The sequence below is a fragment of the Mesorhizobium sp. P2_F8 genome (assembly GCF_056403655.1).
This window is the reverse complement of sequence record NZ_JBFUFB010000010.1, coordinates 204,126-226,596: the sequence shown is the minus strand read 5'-3', so window position 1 is coordinate 226,596 and position 22,471 is coordinate 204,126. Positions and strand designations below refer to the sequence as shown.

General features: G+C 63.7%; 25 protein-coding genes. 10 read left to right on the top strand and 15 right to left on the bottom strand.

Features of this window, described 5'->3' with window-relative positions; genetic code table 11:
• Positions 1 to 105: 105 nt before the first annotated feature.
• Positions 106 to 1,080, top strand: a complete 975-nt coding sequence (locus tag AC1DZP_RS24795; protein ID WP_477306003.1) for a nucleoside hydrolase — start codon at positions 106 to 108, stop codon at positions 1,078 to 1,080.
• Between the two features lie 187 nt (positions 1,081 to 1,267).
• Here AC1DZP_RS24795 and AC1DZP_RS24790 read toward each other — a convergent pair whose 3' ends face one another.
• From AC1DZP_RS24790 to AC1DZP_RS24770, 5 genes are all read right to left on the bottom strand, one after another.
• Positions 1,268 to 2,251 carry a substrate-binding domain-containing protein gene (locus AC1DZP_RS24790; RefSeq protein ID WP_457151784.1) on the bottom strand — a complete coding sequence of 328 codons (984 nt, stop codon included), beginning with the start codon at positions 2,249 to 2,251 and terminating at the stop codon, positions 1,268 to 1,270.
• Between the two features lie 67 nt (positions 2,252 to 2,318).
• Entirely contained in the window at positions 2,319 to 3,368 is a 1,050-nt protein-coding gene (locus tag AC1DZP_RS24785; RefSeq protein ID WP_477306001.1) for an ABC transporter permease, read from the bottom strand.
• Positions 3,368 to 4,885: a sugar ABC transporter ATP-binding protein gene (locus tag AC1DZP_RS24780; RefSeq protein ID WP_477305999.1), complete on the bottom strand. Its 1,518-nt coding sequence runs from the start codon at positions 4,883 to 4,885 to the stop codon at positions 3,368 to 3,370. The genes AC1DZP_RS24785 and AC1DZP_RS24780 overlap by 1 nt, the downstream gene beginning before the upstream one ends.
• A complete protein-coding gene (locus AC1DZP_RS24775) occupies positions 4,882 to 5,880 on the bottom strand; it encodes a LacI family DNA-binding transcriptional regulator (protein ID WP_477305997.1) in 999 nt (332 codons plus the stop codon). The genes AC1DZP_RS24780 and AC1DZP_RS24775 overlap by 4 nt, the downstream gene beginning before the upstream one ends.
• Positions 5,864 to 6,160 (bottom strand): hypothetical protein, encoded by a 297-nt coding sequence (locus AC1DZP_RS24770; RefSeq protein ID WP_477305995.1) that lies wholly within the window; start codon positions 6,158 to 6,160, stop codon positions 5,864 to 5,866. Before AC1DZP_RS24770 ends, AC1DZP_RS24775 begins: the two co-directional genes overlap by 17 nt.
• A 199-nt stretch (positions 6,161 to 6,359) precedes the next feature.
• Between AC1DZP_RS24770 and AC1DZP_RS24765 the strand changes: the two genes are divergently transcribed.
• Both AC1DZP_RS24765 and AC1DZP_RS24760 read left to right on the top strand, forming a co-directional pair.
• Positions 6,360 to 7,934 (top strand): FAD-dependent monooxygenase, encoded by a 1,575-nt coding sequence (locus tag AC1DZP_RS24765; RefSeq protein ID WP_477305993.1) that lies wholly within the window; start codon positions 6,360 to 6,362, stop codon positions 7,932 to 7,934.
• Between the two features lie 77 nt (positions 7,935 to 8,011).
• Entirely contained in the window at positions 8,012 to 8,341 is a 330-nt protein-coding gene (locus AC1DZP_RS24760) for a hypothetical protein (protein WP_477305991.1), read from the top strand.
• Here AC1DZP_RS24760 and AC1DZP_RS24755 read toward each other — a convergent pair.
• The gene (locus tag AC1DZP_RS24755; protein ID WP_477305989.1) at positions 8,317 to 9,852 is read right to left on the bottom strand and encodes a winged helix-turn-helix domain-containing tetratricopeptide repeat protein; all 1,536 of its coding nucleotides are present in this window, start codon (positions 9,850 to 9,852) and stop codon (positions 8,317 to 8,319) included. The two genes, AC1DZP_RS24760 and AC1DZP_RS24755, sit on opposite strands and share 25 nt — an antisense overlap.
• Before the next feature lie 154 nt (positions 9,853 to 10,006).
• Between AC1DZP_RS24755 and AC1DZP_RS24750 the strand changes: the two genes are divergently transcribed.
• Positions 10,007 to 10,843, top strand: a complete 837-nt coding sequence (locus AC1DZP_RS24750) for a GyrI-like domain-containing protein (protein ID WP_477305987.1) — start codon at positions 10,007 to 10,009, stop codon at positions 10,841 to 10,843.
• Between the two features lie 4 nt (positions 10,844 to 10,847).
• On the opposite strand, the gene AC1DZP_RS24745 is transcribed toward AC1DZP_RS24750, so the two are convergent.
• The 3 genes from AC1DZP_RS24745 to AC1DZP_RS24735 are packed head-to-tail and all read right to left on the bottom strand — an operon-like array spanning position 10,848 to position 14,467.
• Complete coding sequence (locus tag AC1DZP_RS24745) at positions 10,848 to 11,993, bottom strand: alanine racemase (protein WP_477305985.1); 1,146 nt, start codon at positions 11,991 to 11,993, stop codon at positions 10,848 to 10,850.
• On the bottom strand, positions 11,990 to 13,270 hold the full coding sequence (locus AC1DZP_RS24740; protein ID WP_477305983.1) for a D-arabinono-1,4-lactone oxidase: 1,281 nt from the start codon (positions 13,268 to 13,270) through the stop codon (positions 11,990 to 11,992). The genes AC1DZP_RS24745 and AC1DZP_RS24740 overlap by 4 nt, the downstream gene beginning before the upstream one ends.
• 9 nt (positions 13,271 to 13,279) lie before the next feature.
• The gene (locus tag AC1DZP_RS24735; RefSeq protein WP_477305981.1) at positions 13,280 to 14,467 is read right to left on the bottom strand and encodes an MFS transporter; all 1,188 of its coding nucleotides are present in this window, start codon (positions 14,465 to 14,467) and stop codon (positions 13,280 to 13,282) included.
• 124 nt (positions 14,468 to 14,591) lie between these two features.
• Between AC1DZP_RS24735 and AC1DZP_RS24730 the strand changes: the two genes are divergently transcribed.
• The 3 genes from AC1DZP_RS24730 (at position 14,592) to groL (ending at position 17,406) form a co-directional block, all read left to right on the top strand.
• Complete coding sequence (locus tag AC1DZP_RS24730) at positions 14,592 to 15,218, top strand: TetR/AcrR family transcriptional regulator (protein ID WP_477305979.1); 627 nt, start codon at positions 14,592 to 14,594, stop codon at positions 15,216 to 15,218.
• 173 nt (positions 15,219 to 15,391) lie between these two features.
• Positions 15,392 to 15,688 carry a co-chaperone GroES gene (groES, locus tag AC1DZP_RS24725; protein ID WP_006203049.1) on the top strand — a complete coding sequence of 99 codons (297 nt, stop codon included), beginning with the start codon at positions 15,392 to 15,394 and terminating at the stop codon, positions 15,686 to 15,688.
• Positions 15,689 to 15,750: 62 nt separating this feature from the next.
• Entirely contained in the window at positions 15,751 to 17,406 is a 1,656-nt protein-coding gene (groL, locus tag AC1DZP_RS24720) for a chaperonin GroEL (RefSeq protein ID WP_095086076.1), read from the top strand.
• A gap of 156 nt (positions 17,407 to 17,562) precedes the next feature.
• Here the strand turns inward: groL and AC1DZP_RS24715 are convergent, their stop codons facing one another.
• Positions 17,563 to 18,171 carry a TetR/AcrR family transcriptional regulator gene (locus tag AC1DZP_RS24715; RefSeq protein ID WP_477305977.1) on the bottom strand — a complete coding sequence of 203 codons (609 nt, stop codon included), beginning with the start codon at positions 18,169 to 18,171 and terminating at the stop codon, positions 17,563 to 17,565.
• 98 nt (positions 18,172 to 18,269) lie between these two features.
• On the opposite strand from AC1DZP_RS24715, the gene AC1DZP_RS24710 reads away from it, so the two are divergent.
• The 3 genes from AC1DZP_RS24710 to AC1DZP_RS24700 are packed head-to-tail and all read left to right on the top strand — an operon-like array spanning position 18,270 to position 20,166.
• On the top strand, positions 18,270 to 19,280 hold the full coding sequence (locus AC1DZP_RS24710; protein ID WP_477305975.1) for a zinc-dependent alcohol dehydrogenase family protein: 1,011 nt from the start codon (positions 18,270 to 18,272) through the stop codon (positions 19,278 to 19,280).
• A gap of 34 nt (positions 19,281 to 19,314) precedes the next feature.
• Complete coding sequence (locus tag AC1DZP_RS24705) at positions 19,315 to 19,764, top strand: OsmC family protein (RefSeq protein WP_477305973.1); 450 nt, start codon at positions 19,315 to 19,317, stop codon at positions 19,762 to 19,764.
• Between the two features lie 15 nt (positions 19,765 to 19,779).
• Positions 19,780 to 20,166 carry a nuclear transport factor 2 family protein gene (locus AC1DZP_RS24700; protein ID WP_477305971.1) on the top strand — a complete coding sequence of 129 codons (387 nt, stop codon included), beginning with the start codon at positions 19,780 to 19,782 and terminating at the stop codon, positions 20,164 to 20,166.
• 20 nt (positions 20,167 to 20,186) lie between these two features.
• On the opposite strand, the gene AC1DZP_RS24695 is transcribed toward AC1DZP_RS24700, so the two are convergent.
• The 5 genes from AC1DZP_RS24695 to AC1DZP_RS24675 all read right to left on the bottom strand — a co-directional run bounded on the left by AC1DZP_RS24695 (position 20,187) and on the right by AC1DZP_RS24675 (position 22,118).
• Entirely contained in the window at positions 20,187 to 20,798 is a 612-nt protein-coding gene (locus AC1DZP_RS24695; protein WP_457150662.1) for a LysE family translocator, read from the bottom strand.
• Between the two features lie 140 nt (positions 20,799 to 20,938).
• Entirely contained in the window at positions 20,939 to 21,322 is a 384-nt protein-coding gene (locus AC1DZP_RS24690) for a YkgJ family cysteine cluster protein (protein WP_477305969.1), read from the bottom strand.
• A gap of 4 nt (positions 21,323 to 21,326) precedes the next feature.
• Positions 21,327 to 21,482 carry a hypothetical protein gene (locus AC1DZP_RS24685; protein WP_477305967.1) on the bottom strand — a complete coding sequence of 52 codons (156 nt, stop codon included), beginning with the start codon at positions 21,480 to 21,482 and terminating at the stop codon, positions 21,327 to 21,329.
• Between the two features lies 1 nt (position 21,483).
• On the bottom strand, positions 21,484 to 21,891 hold the full coding sequence (locus AC1DZP_RS24680) for a hypothetical protein (RefSeq protein WP_477287079.1): 408 nt from the start codon (positions 21,889 to 21,891) through the stop codon (positions 21,484 to 21,486).
• Positions 21,891 to 22,118, bottom strand: coding sequence for a hypothetical protein (locus AC1DZP_RS24675; RefSeq protein ID WP_095086096.1), 228 nt, complete (start codon positions 22,116 to 22,118; stop codon positions 21,891 to 21,893). Before AC1DZP_RS24675 ends, AC1DZP_RS24680 begins: the two co-directional genes overlap by 1 nt.
• Between the last annotated feature and the right edge of the window lie 353 nt (positions 22,119 to 22,471).

Below are 22,471 nucleotides of genomic sequence, written 5' to 3'. Positions count from 1 at the left end.
CCTGTTTGGAAACTCTACGCTGGGTCGGCTGAGCGCCAGACGCTTGACGGCGTAGGTGCGGCAGTCTCTTGTCCCGACAGGCTCGGCCGGCAAAAGAGGTGCCACATGGAAAAGATCATACTGGACTGCGACCCTGGGCATGATGACGCTATCGCCATCCTGCTGGCGGCAGGCAATCCACGGATCGATCTCCTCGGCATCACCACGGTGTCGGGCAACCACAATGTCGAAAACACCACGCGCAATGCCCTTTCGGTATGCACCGCCTACGGCATCAAGGTGCCGGTGGCGAAGGGCTCTCCCGGTCCGCTCCTCATCGATCAGGTGCTGGCCATCGAGATCCATGGCGAAACCGGGCTCGACGGCCCCGTACTGCCGCCCGCCTCGTTCGAACTCGACAAGCGCCATGCCGTCGACTTCATCATCGACACAGTCATGGCGCATGAGCCGAAGACGATCACGCTGGTGCCGGTCGGTCCCTACACCAACATCGCACTTGCCGTGCGCAAGGACCCCCGCATCGTCGAGCGGGTGAAAGGGGTCGTCGCGATGGGGGGAAGTTATACCAGAGGCAACATCACGCCCTCGGCTGAGTTCAACGTCTATGCCGACCCGGAAGCCGCCGATGTGGTGTTCCGGGCCAACTGGGACGTCACCATGGTGGGGCTCGATCTCACGCACCAGGCGCTGGCCACCAAGGGACTTCAGGACAGGGTGCGCGCCGTCGGCGGCCCGATGGCCAAGTTCATCCTCGATATCTGGGAATTCATCGCGACCACGCATGGCGGCCTCCTGCAGATCGAGTATCCCGCCGTCCATGACGCATGCTGCGTCGCGGCCATGATCGACCCGACCGTCTTCACCACCGAGAAGGCCGACATCCGCGTCGAGCTTGCCGGACGGTGGACCAAGGGCATGACGGTCTGCAATTTCGAGAAGATGGGTGGCATGCGCCATTTTGGCGGCACGGCGAGCGAGCAGGTCGACTTCCGCCACACTGTTGCGATGAAGCTCGACCATCAAAAATTCTGCGATTTGATTGTGGATGCGCTGGAGCGGCTGACCAAGAAAAAGGCGTGACACCCCCTCCTCCGGATAGTCGTCGTAGCGATATCGCTATCTTCGCCCGTGACGTCACGCGCCCCGTGTGATCCAGCGAACTCTTACCCACCGCGATCAGAGCCGGTCGACTTGCCGGTGAGGGTTGCGAACGCGCGCAGGGCGGGGTCTGGACCCCGCCCTGGTTCGGACAATCTACAAGAAGGGCCTACTTGCCGGCGAGCTGCTTGGCGTTCTCGGGCGTGATCGCGGTGGTGTCGACGGTGACGGTCGAATCCACTGACGAGGCGCAGTCGAGCAGGATCTTCTTCGACATCTCGATCGCTTCCTTGGCACCGGTCGGATAGGTGAAGGTCGCGGCCCAGTCGCCTTTCGCCACCGCCTCAATGCCGCCGGCAGGTCCCGGCAAGCCGTCGGTGCCGATGATCTTGACGTCCTTGCCGGCGCCCTTGGCGGCGAGCAGTGCCCCGGCCGCCATCATGTCGTTCGAGGCATAAAGCACCTTGATGTCGGGGTGCGCCTGCAGCATGGCCGAGAAGGCAGTCTGGGCTTTGTCCGGCACCCAGTCGGCGGCTTGTTCGGCGACGACCTGGATCTTGGCATTCTCCTTGACGCCATCCTTGAAGCCGTTCAGCCGTTCGACTGCGGGCGTGGAGCTTGGCAGTCCTTCGAGCACGGCTGCTTCGCCACCATCGGGCAGCAAGGTCTTGGCGGTATACTTGCCCGCCTCGAGCGCGATCTTGTAATTGTCGCCGCCGATGAAAGCGGTGTAGTCCTTGCCGGGATCGCCGACCGTCTTGCGATCGAGTTCGATGACCGGGATGCCGGCATCCATGGCGCGTTTGACCGCCGGCGTCAGCGGTGCCGCCTCGAAGGGCGAGATCAGCAGCAAGTCGACCTTCTGGGTGATGAAATTGTCGACCTGCGAGGTCTGCGTGTTGACGTTGCCGGCGCCGTCGGCGATCTGCAGCGTGAAGCCCGGCACTTCCTTGGCCGCCGCGGTCAGCTCGTCATTGACGTGCTGACGATAGGGTTCGGCATTGTTGGCTTGCGAAAAGCCGATGATGAACTGGCCGTCCTTGGCACAGGCCTTGACCATGGGATCGGCAGCCTGGGCGGCTCCCGCGATGCACAGGCCAGCGCCTGCCAGAAGTGCTGCCTTGAGGGCACGCCTTTGTCTTGTGGTTTTCATACTCACTCTCCTCCTCGTCGGGCCGGGGCCAGACCTTGGTTGACTTCGACTTCCTGCCGCCAACCTCCTAACGACCCAAACCCTCGCGGCGACGAACGAGGGATTGAAGCACTGCCGCCAGCACGATGATCGCGGCGGTCGCGAGCAGCTGCATGGCGGGGGTGATGTTGTTGAGCTGAAGGATGTTGGCGAGCGCGCCGAGCATAATGGTGCCGGCGACGGTGCCGACCATCGAGCCGGCGCCGCCGAACAGGCTGGTGCCGCCGATGACCACGGCGGCAATCGCGGTAAGCTCGTAGCCCATGCCGTCATTGGCACTGCCAAAATTGAACTGGCCGGCATGCACGATGCCGGCAAGTGCGGCGGCAAAGCCGGTGATGGCGTAGACCGATATCTTGACCATCGACACCGGCACGCCGGAAATACGCGCTGCGCGCTCGTTGCCTCCAACGGCAAAGACATAGCGGCCGAAACGTGTGGTGTTGAGTACGATCGTAGCGATCGCGGCAAAGACGATGAACACGATCGTCGCCACAGGCACGGTGTTGTCGAACAGCCGCTCACCCAGCACCGCGAACACCGGTGGCGCCAGCCCCGGCCCGTCGCCATAGGAAATGTTGATGTACTGATTGCCCGACACGACCAGCGCCAGTCCGCGCGCCGCCTGCAGGCCGGCGAGCGTCACGATGAACGGCTCGAGCCGGAAGCGGCTGGAGATGGTGCCCTGGATGACGCCGAAGACGATGCCCATGACGAGCACCGCGAGGATGGTGGGGATGAGCCCGAAGCCGCCCGAGATCATCATCGATGCCGTGACGACGCTGGAGAGCCCGAGCACCGCGCCGACAGAAAGGTCGATGCCGGCGGTGATGATGACGAAGGTCATGCCGATGGCGATGATGCCGGTCTCGGACACGGCGCGAACGATGTTGGCGATGTTGTCGGGGTTGAGGAACAGGATTTCGCCATGCCGGCGCGGCGAGAAGATGACCCCGCCGATGGCCACGACGACGAGGCCGATCAGGCTCTGGAAGCGCACCACCAAGGCTAGCGGATCGCGATGCACCGGTGCTGGGGCCACCGGGCCGCTTGCCTCCGAAATCTTCTGCTCAGACATCAGGCCTCCCTGCCATTTGCCGCGTCAAGTACTGTGTGCTCGTCGACGCCGCCGATGAATTCCGCCACGTTGCGCCCTTGGCGCAGCACCACGATGCGGTCGCACAGGCCGATCAGCTCCGGCATCTCGCTGGAAGCGACCAGAATACCGAGGCCCTGTGCAGCCAGTTGCCGCAGCCGCGTGTAGATCTCACCCTTGGCGCCGACATCGACGCCGCGCGTCGGTTCGTCGAGCAGCAGCAGCTGGGGATTGCCGAGGATCTCCTTGGCGAGCACCACCTTCTGCTGATTGCCGCCCGAAAGCGCGCCGACGGCGATGTCAGGATTCTTCGGCCTGATATCGAACTGGCCGAAGGACTGCTTCACCGCGTCCGCCTGCCGGCGCGCCGACATCAGCCCGAAGGGTGAGATGCGCCGGATCACCGACATCACCAGGTTGAGGCCGACCGCCATCCTCAGCATCAGGCCGCTGCCGCGCCGATCGTCGGTGACGAAGGCGATGCCGGCGTCGCGTGCGGCCTTGATGGAATCGAGCTTTACCGGGCGGCCGTCGACCGCGACATCACCCTCCCAGCGGCCGGCAAGGCCGGTGCCGTAGAGCGCGCTCAAGAGCTCGGTACGCCCTGCCCCCATGATGCCGGCCAACCCGACGATCTCACCCGCCTTGACGTCGAGTGAGATGCCTGTCGGCGGCTGCCATCCAGCGCTTTCATGGGCGAGCCTGAAGCTCGCATTGCGCAGGCTGAGCAGCGTCTTGCCAGCCTCCCTGGCGCGCTCGGGATAAAGCTCATCCAGTGGTCGCCCGACCAGAAGGCGCACCAGCTCGGCCTGCGGCGCATGCGGCTCGGTGACGCCGGCGACGCGACCGTCGCGCATCACCGTAACCCGGTCGGCGATCTGCGGCACCTCTTCCAGGCGATGCGAGATATAGACGATGCCGACGCCGCTGGCGGCGAGCTTGCGCATGATGTCGAAGAGCCTTTCGACCTCGCCCACCGTCAGCGCTGCCGTCGGCTCGTCCATGATCAGCACGCGCGAGGCGTAGGAAAGCGCCTTGACGATCGCCACCACCTGGCGCTGACCGATCGACAGGTTCGCCACCATGCTGGCGGGATCGATGGCAAGCTCTATTGCTTCGAGCCGTTTGCGGGCCTGGCTGCGCATCGCCGGCACGTCGAGGAAGCCGCCCGGCCGCATCAGTTCGCGGCCGAGGAAGAGGTTGGCCGCCACGTCGAGCGTTGGCACCAGGTCGAGCTCCTGGAAAATGGTGGCGATGCCGGCCGCCTGCGCTTCCCGCGGGTTGTTGAAGCGCACTGGCTTGCCGTCGATCTGGATGGTGCCCTCGTCCGGCGCATAGACACCAGACAACAGGTTCATGAGGGTCGACTTGCCGGCGCCGTTTTCGCCGAGCAGCGCATGGATCTCGCCGGGTTTGAGGTCGAAGTCGACGCCACGCAGCGCCTGGACGCCGCCAAAGCGCTTGACCGCGCCGGTGACCGACAGAAGTGGCGCACTCATGCCGGCCTCGCACAGGATTGACGGACCTGCAGCGTGGCCTGCAGCCGCACCGCCTGCGGCTCCAAACCGGTGGACGCGATGCGGGCACAGAGCAAGGCAGCCGCCTGTCGTCCGATCTCGGTACAGGGCTGCGCGACAAGCGTCAGGCGCGGCTCGAAGCAGTCCGCCCATTCGAAATCGTCGAAGCCGGCAAGCGAAAGGTCCGCCGGTATCGAGAGGCCTCGTTCGCGGATCGCCCGCACCGCTCCGATCGTCGTCATGTTGTTGCCGGTGACCAATGCCGTAGGCGGCGAAGGCAATGACAGGATGGCGTGGGTCGATGCCGTTGCGCTCGCCGTGTCGACGTTCTCCGGCGAGACATAGTGCGGCAGGCACTCGAGTCCATTGGCGGCCAGCGACCCGCGAAAAGCGTCGATGCGTTCGCGCGTCGTCGCCAGGTCCGGCTGGCCGGCGACATAGCCGATGCGTTTGTGGCCGAAGGAGGCGACGTGATCGATCAGCGCGCGCATCGACGACTGGTTCTCGACGCCGATCTGGTCGAAGCGGTCGTCGGCGAAGCGGTCGATGAACACGCAGGGCAGCTTCTTCTCTGCCAGATAGTCGATGGCCCGCTGCGGCGCGCCCGACGGCGCCAGGATGACGCCGTCGACCCGCCGCTGGTGGAAGGCCCGCACCACCGAAAGCTCGCGGTCGGGATCCTCCTGCGTATCAGAGAGGAAGACCATGAGGCCAAGGCGCGCGCATTCGGCCTCCACCGCGCAGATGATGTCGGTGAAATAGGGGTTGGAAATCGCCGAGATCGCCAAGCCCACACTGTTGGTCGAGGCCACTTTCAACGATCGCGCCAGCTCGTTGGGCTGATAACCCATGGCGGCGATCGCATCATTGATGAGCTGCGCCTTCTGCGGCGAGACAAAGCGGGTGCGGTTGATAACATGCGAAACGGTCGAAACCGACACGCCTGCGCGGCGCGCGACCTCAGCCATTGTCGGCATGGTGACTCAAACGGAGTGCTGGCAAGCGCTCCTCCCTGATGATGCGTTCCAGTCCGCTCTCATTGGTCTTGGCGGATTTTGGGAAACAATAGGGCCATCGAAACGTTTGCGCAATCGCTTCGATAGCCTTTTCCGGCCCAATTCTCGTCGCCCCCAAAAGATGGGCGTCTTGCAGGATCGGCCGATCATCTTCGTTTCGACTTTGCTCGATGCGCATTCGATGAAACAGACCGGGGTATCCCTTGGCGCTGTCAAGCGACGCTCTGCTGAGGCTGTCCACTCAAGGCAACATTCCCGGCCCGCCGTGCCGCGATCCTTGCCGCGCCGATAGCTCGAGGCGGTGGCGATGCCTGCACAAGCAGACGACCAACTCAACCAAACATCGGAAAATTTTCAGAAACGAATCGGGATTTTTGGGCCCCGAAATCGCAAGACCATGCGGCTGGCGAAAAAGTCCGCACTGTTCAAGGAGAAGAAAAATGAGCATGTCAAAGACCAAGGTCCTCATTGCCGGTGCCGGGCCGACCGGGCTGACGCTCGCGCTCTGGTTGACGCGACTCGGCGTGCCGGTCCGCATCTTCGACAAGGCGTCCGGTCCAGGCGAAACCTCGCGTGCGCTGGCCGTCCAGGCACGGACGCTGGAGTTCCATCGGCAGATCGGCATCGTCGAGGACGTGCTCGCCGCCGGCGTGCGGATCGAACAGCTCACCGTGCACACGCCGGCCGGCATAGCAGCCAGGTTGCCGCTCACCGACTTCGGCCGCGGCATCAGCCCCTACCCGTTCGCTTTCGCGTTGCCGCAGGACATCCACGAGCGCGTGCTGATCACGCACCTGGAACGTGCCGGCGTCGAGGTCGAGCGCGACACGGAGCTGGTCGCCTTGGAGGACAAGGGCGATGCTGTCGTCGTTACCTTGAATAGGGACGGCCGCACTGAAACGGTCAGTGCCGCCTACCTGGCCGGTTGCGATGGCGCTCGCAGCGCCGTGCGCCACGGGCTGAACATCGGCTTTCCCGGCGGCACCTACGAACAGTCCTTCTACGTCGCCGACGTCGACGGTCGCGGCGACGTCACACGCAATGGCATGGACACTGTCATCAGCGCCTATGGCTTCGCCATCGTCATGCCAGTCCGGCAATCGGGCTCCCTGCGCCTGATCGGCATCGTGCCGAAAGCGCATGAGGCCGACGAGTCGATCACCTTCGAGACGATCCGCGCCGATGTCGAGCGTGACACCGGCGTCAAGGTTCATCAAGTCAACTGGTTCTCGACCTACCGCGTGCATCATCGAGTCGCCGAGAATTTCCGCATCGGCCGGGTGTTCCTCGCCGGCGATGCCGGCCACATCCACAGCCCGGCCGGCGGCCAGGGCATGAATACCGGCATGGGCGATGCGGTTAACCTCGCCTGGAAACTCGCTGCAGTGGTTCAGGGGCGCGCCGACCAGCGCCTGCTCGACAGCTACCAGCCGGAGCGCATCGCCTTCGCCCGCAAGCTGATCGACAGCACCGACCAGGCGTTTCGGGTCGCGACCAGCCGCTCGCGGCTGGTCGGGCTGTTCCGCCGCTACCTGATGCCGAAGATCCTGCGCATAGTGCTCGGGACGACGGTGGGATCGCGCGCGTTTTTCGGGCTGATTTCGCAGACCCGCATCCGCTACCGCGAAAGTCCGATCAGCAGCGGCAAGGCCGGTAAGATCGAGGGTGGCGACCGCCTGCCCTATATCGCCGGCACCAAGGACGACAATTTCGAGCCGCTGCGATCGCTGGATTGGCAGGTGCATGTCTATGGAGAACTCAATGCCGAGTTCCGGGCGATGCTTGCGCCCGCCGGCATCCCAATCCATGCCTTCGCCTGGTCGGACATGGCCAAGGCCGCTGGCCTGCAGCGCGACGGCGCCTATCTGGTGAGGCCGGACGGCCATGTCGCGCTGGCCTCACCGGTCCAGGAACCAGCCTCCTTCCAGCGGTACATCGCAGGCCTCGCCATCAGGCCTCGGATCGCCGAGCGCGCGCCCTATCGCATCTCGGGCACCATGCACAGCCTGGCTTGAATGCGCCAACCCAACGGCGTGCGCATTCTCGCGTACAGAAAAGACGTTTCATCATGACCAAAATCAGGAGAGAGAAAATGCCTATCGAATCCGTGAATAAAATCAGCCTGATCGCCACGGCGGCCGCAATTGGCCTCGCCGTAGAGATCATCGGCAGCACCCTGCCGGCGCTGTCATTCGTCAGCCAGGCCGAAGCGCGTATCGGTCAGCCCTGGACGCCCCGCAGTGCCGCAGGCGTGGCGCGGCGGACCACAGCATGGCGCGTGCTGAGACACACCACGGCTTGGGTCGCCACACTGCCGGCAGGCTGCGTGCGCACCAAGGTCAACGGCTTCGACGTCTGGCGTTGCGGCGGCACATACTACCGTGCCTATCAGGGCCGCTATATCGTGGTGGTCGTCGATTGACCGGCCTCGGACGTGGTCTCGCCGAGGGCGAGTCTGACGCCTTCCGCAAGGTGCTCGGCGTCAACCTTGTTCTCGAACGGCACGCCGCCCAGAGCATAGTCGATCGGCGAAAACGGATCGCCCGCCTCGATGAGGGCGATCTGACGCCGCGCCCGCTCCATGTCGCCTATCTGGGCATAGCAGGCTGCCAGCCTGGTGCGTATCCAGGGTGCCGGACGCGTGGCTAGCTCCAGCGCCTCCGCCGCCTGCCGGTATTCCCCCATCATGTAGAGCGCCAGAGCCCGGTCAAACTGGTACCAGTGCGGGTGCAAGGGATCGATGCGGATGCCGCGCGCGAGCCACGTCAGTGCATCGAGCGGCCGGCCGCGCATGGTGAGCAGCATGCCCATCTGCTCAATGCAGTCGGCATCGTAGGGATTGAGCTGCAGCGCGATGCGCATGTGATGCTCGGCCGCTTCATGGTCGCGCATATATAGCCTGATCAATGACTGCACACGATGGCCGGTCGGCTGGTCCGGCGACAATGCCAGGCCCTTGTCGGCGAGATCGCGCGCATTTTCCAGCACTGCGTCGCTGGCGCGTCCGAATTCCCCATCCAACGCCTTGGTCAGAGCAAGGTAGGTGTAGGCCAGTCCATAGTTCGGATCCTTGGCGATTGCCGCCTCGAACAGTTCCTCCGCACCTTTCTGGTCGGTCTGGGCTGGATCACGCAACAGCGCAAAGCCGCGCAAAGCAAGTTCATAGGCGGCAAGGCTGGTGACCGGCTTGCGCGATGCCTGTTGCAGCCCTGCATTGGTGACTCGCGTAACCAGCCTGCCGACGATCTGTTCGACGACCTCCTGCTCGATCGCGAACAGGCCTGTGCCCTGCGACTGGTAGCGGTCGCCCCAGAGTTGGCTTGCGGTCGCGATGTCGATGAGGTTCACGGTTGTCATGACTTGCTCGCCTTGGCGGCGCAGCGATCCTTCGACAAGATAGTCGGCGCCGATGCGGGCGCGGATTTGAGACCACTCGTCGCGCCCGAAGGAGGCGAACGAAAAACTCGAATTGCGGGCGAGCACGGTGACGGTGCCGAAGCGCGCCAGGCCGTTGATGATGTCCTCGGCAAAGCCGTCGACGACCGCCTCGTCGGCCGGATCACCGCTGTCGTTGCGAAAGCGTATCACGGCCACAACCGGTTGCCCCCCGATCTCCGGCGCAGTCTCTGCTTCGGCGGCGAGCATATAGCCGCGCTTGGATACAGTACGCACCATGTCGTCGCCGAGCACCTTGCGGATTTCGCGGATCGATTGGGTCAGCGAATCCTCGGTGACGTAGACACCCGGCCATACGACATCCATCAGTTCCGATTTCGGAACGACGCGGCCCATGTTGCGGGCAAGGTGCGAAAGCAGCGCGTAGGCCTTCGGGCGCAGGAACAGCGGCTCGTTGACGCCACGCAACGTTCCCTTGGCGAGGTCGAGTGTGAATCCGCCAAACAGGAAAAGCTGACCGGCAGTCGCAGTTGTCATTGAGACCCCTCCCCGGACACTGCACATCATGCCGTGTCGAACCCACATCAACGCGGCACGGGATTTGGTGCATTATTGCCCAGTGCGCAATTTCAATCAAACTGGCCGCTTGGAGAGACAGCAAGATGATCTGGCCAACGCGGGAAGGAACTCGATGAATCCGACGGAAAAAGCGCTGTGGTTCGTCGAGAGCCATCTGCCCGAAGCGATCTCGCTAGACGATATCGCCCAAAGCAGTGGCGTGTCGCGCTTTCATGTGACGCGGGCTTTCGGGGCCGCCACCGGCCGCTCGGTGATGGGCTACATGCGCGCACGCCGGCTGACCGAAGCGGCGCGCAAGCTGGCCGGCGGGGCGCCCGACATCCTCTCGCTCGCGCTCGATGCCGGCTACAACTCGCATGAGGCGTTCACCCGCGCCTTCCGCGACCAGTTCGGCACCACGCCGGAACTGGTGCGCGCGCGAGGCACGCTCGACAACCTCGATCTCGTGGAGCCCATCCTGATGGACCAGTCCTTTCTTGCCAACCTCGAACCGCCACGCTTCGAAACCAGCCGGCCGTTCCTGATCGCCGGCCTCGGCGAACGCTACAGCTGCGAATCGAGCGCCGCCATTCCCATGCAGTGGCAACGCTTCGGCCCCTATATCGGCAACATTCCGGGCGAGACCGGCGACGTCGCCTACGGCGTCTGCGTCAACGGCGACGATGCCGGCAATTTCGACTACATCGCCGGCGTCGAAGTGACGGATTTTTCTTCCGACCTGCCGAAGGAATTTAGCCGGGTGCGCGTGCCGGCGCAGAAATATGCCGTATTCGCCCACCGCGAGCACATCTCGACCATCCGCCGGACCGTCAACACGATCTGGAACAAATGGCTGCCGGCCTCCGGCCACGAGATCGCGGATGCTCCCGAATTCGAGCGCTACGGCCCCGAATTCGATCCGCGCAGCGGCAATGGCGGGCTGGAGATCTGGATACCGGTCAAGGCGTAGTCGTTCATCCCATCGGCAGAGCGGGCCATCGCTCGGCGATCCTGCCGCCGGAAAACACCGCGATCGATCCGAACTGCTGCAGCACCGCCTCGCTCTGCGTCGGGCGCAGGAAGGCGTAGTCGCCGGGCCTTGCGGTCGCGTCGGCCGGCAGGCCCATGAATTGCTGGTTCGAGGACAGGCCGAGCAGGCCGTTCGTCTTTATTCCTGAGGGAAAGACCGGCTCGGCCATCCACTTGCCGCTATAGAGATAGCAGCCCTTGCGCGGAAACCGGCCGAGCGCCTGCAGCAGGCGGGTGACGGCCGGCGGGCCGGGCAGCTTCGGCTCTACCACTTTCAGGATCGGCGTCGCGATAAAGGCCGCCGGCTGGAAGCCTTCGAGGCCGGGCGTATCGAAATCGCTCGGCAGCACAAAGGCCGAGCCCATCGAAACCTCGTTGGCGGCGCTGCGATGGTGAAGCAGCGCGGTCTTGCTGCCGCCGATGTTCAGGATACGGCGCTGGTCGGCGCCGAGGCACGCGACGAAGGCGGTGGCCCGTTCCGAAGCTTGAGCCAACGCCTTGGCCGGCCCGCCGAACAGGCCGGGGATGAGCGGCGCATGCGCCTCGTAAGCCATGACGCCTTCGCAATGCAGCCGTTGATGAGCCGGCAGCGCGCCTAATGCTTTCGATAAGGCCTCCGGGCTGGCAAAGCCGCCGCGATGCAGCCCGACATCGATCTCGAAGGCGATGCGCAGCTCGACGCCGAGTTCGTCCGCGAGTGCGCCGTACTCGGCCAGCCTCTCCTGGGTATCGATCAGCCAGCAGACACGCGACCAGTCGGCGTCCCCTTTCACCAGTGCCGCCCTTGCCCCTTCGACCGGCATCGGCTTGCCATAAAGCAGATCGGCATCTGGAAATGCCTTCAACACCGCTCCGCTGATCGGCGGATGGAAAGTCATGAATCGATTGGTGCCTAGAGCCTTGCCGATGTGCGACAGCAGCGGCAGGCAAGCGAGCGACTTGTCGACCAGCCGCACGGCAAGGCCGGCGTCAAGCCTCTCTTTCACCAGGTCAATGTTGCGGTCCAGCCGATCACGATCGAGCAGCAGGCAGGGCTGGAAGATACCGGCTTCCTTCAACGCATCCGAAAGAGCGACGAAATAGGCGCTCATTGGTCGATGCCGAACAGGCCGGCCATGTATGGCGAGATGAGTCGGTTTTGCGGGTCGATGTCGCGGCGGACCGCCATGGCGTCGTCCCAGCGCGGATAGAGCTTTTTCAAGTCCGCCGCCTTCAGGCTGTGCATCTTGCCCCAATGCGGCCTGCCGCCATATTTGCGGAAGATCGGCTCGGCCGCCCGCATGAACGGCAGCGGATCGCTTGCCGCGTCATGGTGGATGGCGATCGAGCAGGTCAGCCTGTTGTGGAATGGCGAAAGCCAGAACTGATCCGGTGCGACGGAGCGAACCTCCATCGGGAAATAGACCTCGGGAAACCGCTTTTCCGTCAGCTCGATGATCTCGGCCAGCGCCTTCGGCCCCTCCTCGAACGGCAGATGATATTCCATCTCGTTGAACTTGGTCTGTCGGTCGCTGGCATAGACGTTGAGCCAGTCCTGCACATAATCCTCGGCGGGCACTTTCGCGACGGCGCCGCGGATCAGCCGGCGGCGGAGCGACGGCAGCCAGGCGAGCCCGGCGCGCAGCCGGCGCAGCGTCCTCAACCCGCCCTCGTCATCCTCGGTCGGGCGCGTGGTGGTCGCCGCAGTGCTGAAATCGCTTGCGATGAACTGCGCATAGCTGGAAAACGGAATGTAGTAGAATTCGGCCGAACGATGCGCGGCCATCATCGTTTCGAAATCGCGCAGCATGTCGGCGATCGGCAGCACCCATTTGCGGCGGCGCAGCCGGTAGGTCGCAATGTTGTTCAGCGTCACCTCGGTCATCACGCCGAAGGCGCCAAGTGCCACGCCGATGGCATGGATCATCTCCTGATCCCCTGCCCGCTTGAAGTCGCGGAGTTTGCCAAGCCCGTCGGCGATCTGCACCGTTTCAAGCTGCGTGTGGTAGGCACCGAGCGTCGGTCCAGAGCCATGCGTGGCGGTGCCGAGCGCGCCACCGATCGCCTGGCGGTCGATGTCGCCCATATTTGGCAGGCCCTGGCCGATGCCTTGCAGGATGTGCATGAGCGGGCCGAGCCGGGTCCCTGCCCGCACGCTTGCCTGATGTTTTTCGGCGTCGTGCGAAACCAGCCCTTCCAGTCTCTCCAAGGACAGGATCGTGCCCTCGGATTTCACCAGCGGCGTGAAGGAATGGCCAGCACCGACGACGCGGACCGGACCGGGTGCGGTGCGAACGAGATCACCGAGTTCGCCGGCGTCAGTTGGGGTGGCAATCAGCTGCGGTTCAGCGCTGACGTAGCCGGACCAGTTGCTCCAGGTGTTCGACATGTTGCCTCCTCAGGCAACGGCGCGGCGACGCCGCGACACGAGGATGAACAGGCCGAGCAGCGCCGCGCTGGCAATGGCGCTGGTGGCGGCGAATTCCGGCACCGGGCGAAAATCCTTGCCGTCGATAAGCAGCGACGCCGCGACCGGCCCGATCGCCAGGCCAAAAAGCTGCGCCGCCGGCACCAGCAGCACGGCGGTGCGCGTCTCATCGGCGGTGATCGCCAGTCGGATCTGGTAGGGTACGATGAACAAGAGGATGAAGCCCATGACCAAGGCGGCAACCCAGAATGTGATGAGGTCAGGTCCGCTGGCGAGGACCAGGGAGCTGACAAACGCGACGGCGCCGATCGCGGCGATGGCAAGGCGGTAATCGATGCGCGCCTCGAAGACGGTCGCTGTCATCGCACCCAGGACCTGAACCGCGAGGCTTGCCGAGACGATCAGCCCGACGGTGCGGCCATCGATGCCGTATTGTGCGCCAAGCGGCTCCAGAAAGGCCCACACCGCGCCGAAGAACATGAAGTAGCAGAAGACCGACAGCAGCGCAGTCATCGAGGGGACCGTCAGCACATTGGCCAGATTCTCTTCCTTGGGCAGATCGGCATAGTCACTGGGAACGGTGAAGGCGACCGCCACCGAGGCAACGCAGACGACGGCGAGAACGATGAAGCCGCCCGCCGACCCGGCTGCCGGGATGACATAGAGCGCTAGCAGCAGGGCAAGCGCGCATTGCGCCAGCGTCTGCATGGTGACGAAATAACCGCCGATGCGCTCGGCCCGCCGCGAGCGGGCAATGAGTTCGGTGGCGACCGCCACCAGGCCGCCCTCGGCCAGGCCTGCCAGGGCGCGAGCCGCAATCAGCATGTTGGCGCCGGCGGCATAGGCCGTCCAAACATTCGCCAGCGCCAACAGGAGCAGGAGGGCCGCACTTTTCCAGCGCATGTTGTGGGCCGAAAGCAGCATCGCCACGATTGCCGAGCCGATGGCAATGGCGATCATCTCGGCGGTGGCGACCAGCGCCAGCTCATCGCCGCTGACATGGCCCTCGGTGAAAAGGGCGCCGAGCAGCACCGGTTGCAGTCCGAGAATGAGCAGGCCGACCGAACCGATCCACAGCGCCGAGGCGAGCTGCCTGCCGGTGGGATTGCCGACCAGCCAGTCGCCGCTTCCGGTGTGCCCGGTATCTGTCGAAGTCAAAGGCGCCTCCCAACGTCCTTGCCGTGCGGCAAAAAAACTGACAACCTGTCAGTATTTCAGAAACTGATACTTGATCATATTTTTTGTCAATCAGAATTTGGAAACTCGTGCGAAAGACCCGTGCATGATGGAAGCAACGCGAACAGCCACCGAACCCAGGCGCAAACCCAAGCAGGAGCGCAGCCGCGAGCGCATCGACGCGATCCTGTCGACAACCATGCGGCTGATCGGCGAAAAGGGCATCGACGCCGTGACCATGAAGGAGGTCGGCATGCTGGCGGGCGGACCGATCGCCACCGTCTACCATTACTTTCCCAACAAGTCGGCGATCCTGGCAATGCTCTACGAGCGGTTTTCCGAGGTCAGCCGCACGCGGCTGACAGCGATCATCAGCGACATCCGCGAAGCCAAGGACGTGATCGTGGCGGCCGACCGGCTGCTTGACGACTATCACAGCCGTGTCGCCGGCGATCCGGCCATCCAGGATTTGCAGAACGCCATCCAGGCCGACAAGGCGCTCAAGAATCTCGACATCGCCGAAACCCGGCATCAAGCCAAGATGTTCTGCGACCGCGTCAGTCCCCTGCTCGCCCCCGAGAAGCGCGAGCAGTTCGAACGCATCGTTCTGCTGATCTTCCAGCTAGCCGGTGGTGTGGTGCGCCTGGCGCTTGCCGATGGCGAAGCGGAAAGTCGGCAAACCATCGAGGATTACCGGTCGATCATCCACACTCAGTTGCGGCTCTTTCTCTAGCCGCCGCCTCATGCGAATTTCGCGTGTTTCAACAGCGTGTCGCGCCTTGACTCTGGCAGGCCGGCGGCCTATTTCAGCGCCACGTTAGCACTCGCCATTGGTGAGTGCTAACCATATGTCCGGCGTCGCCGGACGGAGGAACTGTTCTCACCGTTCTCATCGAGGAAGAAAAAATGGCAAAGTCGAAGTTCCGCCCGCTTCATGACCGCGTGGTCGTTCGCCGGGTCGAATCCGAATCCAAGACCGCCGGCGGGATCATCATCCCCGATACGGCAAAGGAAAAGCCGCAGGAAGGCGAGATCATCGCTGTCGGCTCCGGCGCTCGTGACGAAGCCGGCAAGCTTGTCCCGCTGGACGTCAAGGCCGGCGACCGCATCCTGTTCGGCAAGTGGTCGGGCACCGAAGTCAAGCTCAATGGCGAAGACCTTCTGATCATGAAGGAATCCGACATCATGGGCATCATCGGCTGATATCAGCACTTTCCGTCAACTGAATTCCCGGGCTCAATCCAAGCCCTTGCCAGGAGTTAAAAATGGCTGCCAAAGACGTAAAATTCTCCCGTGATGCCCGCGAGCGCATGCTGCGCGGCGTCAACATCCTCGCCGACGCGGTGAAGGTCACGCTCGGCCCCAAGGGCCGCAACGTCGTTATCGACAAGTCGTTCGGCGCCCCGCGCATCACCAAGGACGGCGTCACCGTCGCCAAGGAAATCGAGCTCGAGGACAAGTTCGAAAACATGGGCGCGCAGATGGTCCGCGAAGTTGCTTCGAAGACCAACGACATTGCCGGCGACGGCACCACGACCGCGACCGTTCTGGCGCAGTCGATCGTCCAGGAAGGCCACAAGTCGGTTGCCGCAGGCATGAACCCGATGGACCTGAAGCGCGGCATCGATCTGGCCGTGACCGAAGTCGTCGCGGCGCTTGGCAAGGCTGCCAAGAAGATCAAGACCTCCGAGGAAGTTGCCCAGGTCGGCACGATCTCGGCCAATGGCGACGAGTCGGTCGGCAAGATGATCGCGGAAGCGATGCAGAAGGTCGGCAACGAGGGCGTCATCACGGTCGAGGAAGCCAAGACCGCCGAGACCGAACTCGAAGTCGTCGAAGGCATGCAGTTCGACCGCGGCTACCTCAGCCCCTACTTCGTCACCAACGCCGACAAGATGGTTGCCGAGCTCGAGGACGTCTACATCCTCCTGCACGAGAAGAAGCTCTCCAACCTTCAGGCCATGCTGCCGGTTCTCGAAGCCGTCGTGCAGACCTCGAAGCCGCTGCTCATCATCTCGGAAGACGTCGAAGGCGAGGCTCTGGCCACGCTGGTCGTCAACAAGCTGCGTGGCGGCCTGAAGATCGCCGCCGTCAAGGCGCCGGGCTTCGGTGATCGCCGCAAGGCCATGCTGGAAGACATCGCCATCCTCACCGGTGGCCAGGTCATTTCGGAAGACCTCGGCATCAAGCTCGAGAACGTCGGCCTCAACATGCTCGGCCGCGCCAAGAAGGTGTCGATCTCCAAGGAGAACACCACCATCGTCGACGGCGCCGGCAAGAAGGCCGAGATCCAGGGCCGCGTTGCCCAGATCAAGCAGCAGATCGAAGAGACCACCTCGGACTACGACAAGGAGAAGCTGCAGGAACGTCTCGCGAAGCTCGCGGGCGGCGTTGCGGTGATCCGCGTCGGCGGCGCGACGGAAGTCGAAGTCAAGGAAAAGAAGGACCGCGTCGATGACGCCCTCAACGCGACCCGCGCGGCCGTGGAAGAAGGCATCGTTGCAGGCGGCGGCGTCGCCCTGCTGCGCGCTTCGGCCAACATCAAGGCCACCGGCGCCAATGCCGACCAGGCCGCTGGCATCAACATCGTTCGTCGTGCACTGCAGGCTCCGGCCCGCCAGATCGCGGCGAACGCCGGTGCGGAAGCATCGATCGTTGCCGGCAAGATCCTTGAGAACAAGGGCGCGACCTTCGGTTACAACGCCCAGACCGGCGAGTATGGCGACATGATCGCCATGGGTATCGTCGATCCGGTCAAGGTCGTGCGCACGGCTCTCCAGGACGCGGCCTCGGTTGCCGGCCTGCTCGTCACCACCGAAGCCATGATCGCGGAGGCTCCGAAGAAGGAGTCGGCTGGCGGCGGCATGCCTGGCGGCATGGGCGGCGGCGGCATGGGCGGCATGGGCGGTATGGACTTCTAAGAAGTCCATAAACATGCCCATGAATCCAAGTTGCTCAAGCCCGCAAGCGGGCTTGAGTGGCGGCATGGACTTCTAATCCAGCCAATCTCGCTGAGCTTATGGAAAGGGCGCCGAAAGGCGCCCTTTTTGTTCGCCTGCACCTTGATCGCAGCGGCCTCAGACCGCGGCATCCGCGCGTCGCCCTGCCTCTCCAGCCAGCACCGCGCCTTCAATCAGTGCCGCGACTTCGTCGGCGACCGCCTGCAGCGGGGCACGGTCGCGGGTGGCGCGCGCGATCACCATCAGCCCTTCCAGCGACGATTCGACCAGCAGCGCCAGGGCATGGGCGCGGCGCTCGGGCACCCCTGCCCTGACGAAGGCCTGTTGCAGAAGGCCGATCCATTGCTCGAAGGCCGACCGGCACAATTCGGCCAGCTCCGGTACATCGACCGGTGAATCCAACACCACGGGTGCGATCGGGCAGCCGAGCGTGAATTGGTTCTCCTCGAGCATGTGTCCGACCTCCTGGTAGATATGGTGGACGGCCACTGCCGGATCCTGCTCGGCGGCCAATGCCGCGCCGAGCCTTTTCGTCACCTTGTCGACGCTGTCACGCGTCACCTCGATGACCAGTTGGTCCTTGCCGCCGGGAAAATGGAAGTAGAGCGAGCCGCGCGGCGCACCGCTGGCGCTCAAAATGTCGTTGAGCGAGGTGCCGTGATAGCCGCGCTGCCTGAGCAGCAGCGCTGTCGTCTCGAGTATGCGGGTGCGGGTGTCGTTGGCCATGTCAACCTCTGTCAGTAGCCATCATTATATGCCTTGCATCAAATATGACAATCGGTCTACATAATATGTAGATCAGTCTATATATTTGAGAGGTCGACATGAACGCCTATCGTCTTGAAGGATCCAGCGGGGCGGAACGCCTGGTGATGCGCGACGAAGCGCGCCCGGAGCCGAAACCGCATGAGATCGTCGTGCGCGTTCGCGCCACCTCGCTCAACCGGCGCGACACGATGATCCTCAACGGCGCCTATCCGCTGACGCCACGCCAGGGCGTCGTTCCCCTGAGCGACGGGGCTGGCGAAATCGTCGCCATCGGCGATGCCGTCACCCGCTTTGCCGTTGGCGATCGCGTGACCGGCAGCTATTTCGCCCGCTGGATCGACGGCCGCATCAACGCCGGCCTCATCGACCAGCTCGGCTGCACGCTTGACGGCATGCTGGCCGAACATGCCGTTCTCGACGAGCAATGGGCCGTGCGCTTGCCAGATCATCTCGACTGGCACGAAGCAGCAACGCTGACCTGCGCCGGCCTGACCGCCTGGAATGCGGTGACCGGCGCTGGAATTCCGAAGCCTGGCCAGTGGGTTCTGGTCATCGGCTCGGGCGGCGTCTCGCTGTTTGCGCTACAGTTCGCCAAGCTGCTCGGCTGCCGCGTCGTCGCCGTCACCTCACGTGGCGAGAAGGCCGAGAGGCTGCGGATGCTGGGCGCCGACCTTGTGATCTCGACTTCGGAGATGCCCGAATGGGGTGCGACTGTCCGCGACCAGACAGGCGGCATCGACCTCGTTGTCGAAACCGGCGGCCCGGCGACATTCGCGCAATCGCTGATCGCCAGCACGCTCTACGGGCACATCGTGCTGCTGACGCTGCAGGACCAGCAAGGCAGGTCAATCGAGATGCCGGCAGCGCTCTACCAGCGCAGCCTCGCCACCATCAGCCGCCTGTTCGTCGGCAGCCGGACCAATCTCGAAGCCATGCTGCGCGCTGTCTCACATCACCGGCTGCGGCCCGTCATCGACAAGGTCTTTGCCTTCACCCAAGCCGGTGATGCGTACCGCTATTTCCAGCAGGGCGACGTCTTCGGAAAAGTGGTCGTCGACGGCGCCTGACCCATCCATTTCTCGGAACCAAGGAGTGCAGACAATGACAATTCGTAAAGCTTCGGCCGAGTGGCAAGGCACGCTGAAGGAAGGCTCAGGACGGCTACGGCTCGGCAGCGGTGTGTTCGAAGGCGCTTATTCCTTTCCGTCGCGTTTCGAAAACGGTCCGGGCACGAACCCGGAGGAACTGATCGCGGCAGCGCATGCCGGCTGCTTCTCGATGGCTTTGAGCGCCATACTGGGCGGCGCCAAGTACGTCCCGACAAGCATCAACACGATCGCCAAGGTGCATCTCGGCGCAACCGCTGCGGGGCCGACGATCACCCGCATCGAAATTGAGACCCAAGCCGAGATCCCGGGCATTGCCCCGGACGAATTCCAGAACCTTGCGGAAACGGCGAAAGCGGCATGCCTTGTGTCGCGCGCCCTGGCCGGCGTGGCAACCATCACGCTGAAAGCCGAGCTCGTCGCGACCGCCGCTACGCAACAATGAAATCAGGAGGATGAGATGAAACAGGACAGCATCGTGACCGTTCATCCCGACGAACAGTCCAGGCAGACAGCTGAAATCATGCAGCGCTTCAACGACGTGTTCCAGTTGCATGATCCGTCGGCACTCCCCGGCCTGGTCGCCGAACACTGCGTGATCGAAAACACCGTGCCGGCACCGGACGGCGCCCGTCATGTCGGTCGGGAGGCGTGCGTCCAGCTGTGGTCAGCGATCGCCACCCAGCCCGGCACGCGATTCGACCTTGAGGAGACATTCGTTGCGGGCGAACGGGCGACGATCCGTTGGCGCTATTGGCTCGCCGATGGCCACTCCATCCGCGGCGTCAATCTGATGCGCGTCGAGGGCGGGCTGATCGTCGAAGCGATGGGGTACGTCAAGGGATAGCCGCCCCTGACCGCTCGCCGCTACCGGTCTGCCAAGGCCAGTTTTGCGCCGAGCATGACAAAGGCGCCGGCGAAGGTCCTGCGCATCCAGGTCAGCACCATCGGCCGCGACACGACATGGCTGCGGATCGAGGCGGCGAAGATGCCGTAGCCGACGAAAACAACGAAGGTCAGGAGCATGAAGACGGAGCTGAGCTCCAGCATCTTCGACAGCGCATTCGGCTCGGTGGTGCTGACGAATTGCGGCAGGAAGGCGAAGAAGAAGATCGACAGTTTCGGATTGAGCACGTTGACGAGGACGCCGGTCGCAATCACCTTGCCGGCGGAGCGGGGCGTCACATCCTGCTCGACGCTCAGGCCACCCTTCTCCTTCAGTGTGTTCCAGGCCATGTAGAGCAGATAGGCGACGCCGAGATATTTCAGCGTCTCGAAGGCAACCGCGCTGGTGTGCAGCAGCGCCGCAAGGCCGGTGATGGCGGCTGCCATGTGCGGAATGATGCCGAGCGTGCAGCCGAAGGCGGCGATGATCGAGGCGCGTGCGCCGCGCGAAAGGCCGGCGCTCAGCGTGTAGAGAACACCGGTGCCGGGCGAAGCCACGACGATCAGCGACGTCAACAGAAATTCGATGCTCACGATGGTTCCTCCCGGCGCGCCTGCCCTGTAGCAGCGTAGCCAGCAAGGAGGTTGCACACAAGCCGCCGGCTGTCGTTGCCGGTGCGTGTCGTCCGAAAGTGCGCAGCGGTCTTGCGACAACCTGTGCGAAAAAAAGGACTTTAAGACGTCGGCAATCCGTGCGCGCGGCGCGCCATCAGGCAATCGTCGTCGCCCGGCATGCAGGCGCGGCAGACATCCGGGCGGACTTCATAGATGCCACAAGCGGTCGACTTGCCGATCTCGCCGGAGAGCGCCGAGCAGCGCACGCCGTCGCAGCGCATGCCGGACAAGTTGGCTGCCACATATTTTTCCGGGATGCGGTCGAGATGGGCGTCATCCTCGGTGGAAAAGCGCGGCCACTCCGCCGAATAGGAACAGCAGGCGCCGCAGCTCTGGCAGTCGAAGACAGGGCCGGTGCTGCGTTGCGACGACGAAAGACTTGCAGCGGCCGCGAAGGCGAACAGTCCCGGCTCGGCAGGGTTGTGATCGGCGTCTTGCGGCAAGGTGTTATTTCTTCTTGCCTGTCTTGCCCTTTGGCGCATCCACCGGCGACTTGAACAGATCGGTCGCGGCTTCGTCGGCTTTCGGCGCGGCAACCGGTTTGCCCGGTTTTGCAGCAGCTGGCGTTGCAGGCTGGTCCTTGGCGGAGAATTTTATGGCCATGTCAGTCCTCGTCGGCGAAACGCGATGATGGAGCGCGCGGATTGCGCAAGCGGCCGATCAGCGCCGAAACCGCCGTGATGTTCATTTCCTCGGGCGACCAGTTCTTAACCGCCTCGATGTGGTGGGGCGCCAGTTCGCGATGCGTGCTGCCGCTGTAGGCGGCATCCTGATAAGTCACCCGCTCATGCGTCTTGGTGTCTTCGCGGACATACTCGATCAGGTAGTTCGGGCACTCAGCCCGGCCACGCACGCCGACGCGCACCTGGGCGTCCCCATGGGCACGCTTGCAGCGTTCGAGTTTTTCCAGCACGCGCCGGACATATTCGACCGGCTTGTCGAGGCCTTCGACCATGTCGGCAATGGTCGCATCGGTCGCAATCGGAGTAGGCGGGACGCGCTTGGTGGCCATCAGCGTTTTCCGACTCGTTTCGGCAAAGCGGCGAGAGCCGCGGCCGCGGCCATCTCATCGGCCTCCTTCTCCAGGCGCTGTTCGCGTAGCCGCGCGGTCTTGGCTTCCCGCGCCTCGCTGACGGCATCGCGCTCGGAAATGATGCGGTTGAGTGACATCGACTGGGTCTGCGTCTTGCTGAACAGGGACACGGCCTGATCAGGGGCTGTCTTCGAATTGGCGGTCAAAATCTTTCTCCTGTCAGGAGCTGGTGCAGACATGGCGAGACCGGGTCTTCGGTCAGGACCACGCACAAAGCAATACGGCAGCGGATTCAAATTGCTGGAGCGTCCCTTAGCACGTTCAGGCCGACGCGCAGTGCACTTTCGGCGGCAAGACGCGCAAAATGAAAAAGGCCAGGCACCGCCTGACCTCCCCATGAGAGCGCCGCGCATCCAATGACATCCAGAAGGATGCACAGGTGACATCCAGAAGGATGCACCAGGGATGCAAGGCAACGCCCTTCACATGCGCATGCCGTAGAAACTCAAGTCTCCGCGGCCAAGCGCCCGAATTCGCCATTCACCGGTGCCAGTACATC

Coding starts and splice junctions, on each gene's coding strand:
- AC1DZP_RS24795 (WP_477306003.1), top strand. CDS start 106: ATGGAAAAGATCATACTGGACTGCGACCCTGGGCATGATGACGCTATC.
- AC1DZP_RS24790 (WP_457151784.1), bottom strand. CDS start 2,251: ATGAAAACCACAAGACAAAGGCGTGCCCTCAAGGCAGCACTTCTGGCA.
- AC1DZP_RS24785 (WP_477306001.1), bottom strand. CDS start 3,368: ATGTCTGAGCAGAAGATTTCGGAGGCAAGCGGCCCGGTGGCCCCAGCA.
- AC1DZP_RS24780 (WP_477305999.1), bottom strand. CDS start 4,885: ATGAGTGCGCCACTTCTGTCGGTCACCGGCGCGGTCAAGCGCTTTGGC.
- AC1DZP_RS24775 (WP_477305997.1), bottom strand. CDS start 5,880: ATGCCGACAATGGCTGAGGTCGCGCGCCGCGCAGGCGTGTCGGTTTCG.
- AC1DZP_RS24765 (WP_477305993.1), top strand. CDS start 6,360: ATGAGCATGTCAAAGACCAAGGTCCTCATTGCCGGTGCCGGGCCGACC.
- AC1DZP_RS24760 (WP_477305991.1), top strand. CDS start 8,012: ATGCCTATCGAATCCGTGAATAAAATCAGCCTGATCGCCACGGCGGCC.
- AC1DZP_RS24755 (WP_477305989.1), bottom strand. CDS start 9,852: ATGACAACTGCGACTGCCGGTCAGCTTTTCCTGTTTGGCGGATTCACA.
- AC1DZP_RS24750 (WP_477305987.1), top strand. CDS start 10,007: ATGAATCCGACGGAAAAAGCGCTGTGGTTCGTCGAGAGCCATCTGCCC.
- AC1DZP_RS24745 (WP_477305985.1), bottom strand. CDS start 11,993: ATGAGCGCCTATTTCGTCGCTCTTTCGGATGCGTTGAAGGAAGCCGGT.
- AC1DZP_RS24740 (WP_477305983.1), bottom strand. CDS start 13,270: ATGTCGAACACCTGGAGCAACTGGTCCGGCTACGTCAGCGCTGAACCG.
- AC1DZP_RS24730 (WP_477305979.1), top strand. CDS start 14,592: ATGATGGAAGCAACGCGAACAGCCACCGAACCCAGGCGCAAACCCAAG.
- groES (WP_006203049.1), top strand. CDS start 15,392: ATGGCAAAGTCGAAGTTCCGCCCGCTTCATGACCGCGTGGTCGTTCGC.
- groL (WP_095086076.1), top strand. CDS start 15,751: ATGGCTGCCAAAGACGTAAAATTCTCCCGTGATGCCCGCGAGCGCATG.
- AC1DZP_RS24715 (WP_477305977.1), bottom strand. CDS start 18,171: ATGGCCAACGACACCCGCACCCGCATACTCGAGACGACAGCGCTGCTG.
- AC1DZP_RS24710 (WP_477305975.1), top strand. CDS start 18,270: ATGAACGCCTATCGTCTTGAAGGATCCAGCGGGGCGGAACGCCTGGTG.
- AC1DZP_RS24705 (WP_477305973.1), top strand. CDS start 19,315: ATGACAATTCGTAAAGCTTCGGCCGAGTGGCAAGGCACGCTGAAGGAA.
- AC1DZP_RS24700 (WP_477305971.1), top strand. CDS start 19,780: ATGAAACAGGACAGCATCGTGACCGTTCATCCCGACGAACAGTCCAGG.
- AC1DZP_RS24685 (WP_477305967.1), bottom strand. CDS start 21,482: ATGGCCATAAAATTCTCCGCCAAGGACCAGCCTGCAACGCCAGCTGCT.
- AC1DZP_RS24680 (WP_477287079.1), bottom strand. CDS start 21,891: ATGGCCACCAAGCGCGTCCCGCCTACTCCGATTGCGACCGATGCGACC.